Source organism: Ruegeria sp. AL12, from assembly GCF_056540885.1.
This window is the reverse complement of sequence record NZ_JBQFXN010000055.1, coordinates 1-1,112: the sequence shown is the minus strand read 5'-3', so window position 1 is coordinate 1,112 and position 1,112 is coordinate 1. Positions and strand designations below refer to the sequence as shown.

Genomic DNA, 1,112 nt, shown 5'->3' with positions numbered 1-1,112 from the left:
GCATGGACCCGAGGTGCTGCGCAAACTGCCAGCCCGCTTCCTGTCGATCATCTCATATCCGCAGACGCGTTAGTCACGATTCGGCGATTGATAACCCGCTGCTGAGGTTTTGCGGGGTTGCTGTCCGTGATTTTTGAATGCGGGGGAAATAGATAGCCGAAAATATTCCCCATATGAATATTAATTTCCCTTTGTTGATAACCTAAAGTTCAGGTGTTAGCGTCTGCCCAACTCAACACAGGAGAAGCTGACACATGTGTGGAATTGTCGGCCTTTTTTTGAAGGACAAAACGCTCGAGCCTCAACTGGGCGAGATGCTGACAGATATGCTGATCACAATGACGGATCGCGGCCCGGACAGCGCCGGGATCGCGATTTATGGACCCGTCGGAGATCAGGCAAAGCTCACCGTGCAATCCGACAATCCGGACGCGGATTTTCAGACTCTGGCCGAAGATTTGGCCGACGTCTTGACCAGCCCTGTCAGCCTGGGCCGCAATGACACTCATGCGGTTCTGAGCATGGCCAACGACAAAGTCGGCGCTGCGCGGCAGGCCCTGAGGGAATTGCGCCCTGGCCTTCGGATCATGTCCGACGGTGACGCGATCGAGATCTATAAAGAGGTGGGATTGCCTCGGGAGGTGGCGGAGCGGTTCCAATTGACCTCGATGTCCGGCAGCCACGGGATCGGCCATACACGCATGGCCACTGAATCCGCCGTCACCACCGAAGGGGCACACCCGTTCAACACCGGCGCGGATCAATGTCTGGTGCATAACGGGTCGCTGTCCAACCACAACGCCCTGCGCCGCAAGCTGATGCGTGAAGGCGTTCGGATCGAATCCATGAACGATACCGAGGTCGGCGCGGCCTATCTGACATGGAAAATGCAAAACGGGGCCACTCTGGGTGAGGCGCTGGAAAGCAGCCTTGAGGATCTCGACGGGTTCTTTACCTTTGTGGTCGGAACCAAGGATGGGTTCGGCGTGGTTCGCGACCCCATCGCCTGCAAACCGGCAGTGATGGCCGAGACCGATCAATATGTGGCCTTTGGCAGCGAGTACCGCGCCTTGGTCAACCTGCCGGGAATCGAGGATGCCCGCGTCTGGGAA

The 1,112-nt window shown here is 57.4% G+C and carries 1 protein-coding gene; it reads left to right on the top strand.

Annotated elements, in window-relative coordinates; all coding sequences use genetic code 11:
• Positions 1 to 254: 254 nt before the first annotated feature.
• On the top strand, positions 255 to 1,112 hold an 858-nt coding region (locus ACR0C6_RS21295), incomplete at its 3' end, for a class II glutamine amidotransferase (RefSeq protein WP_480621096.1).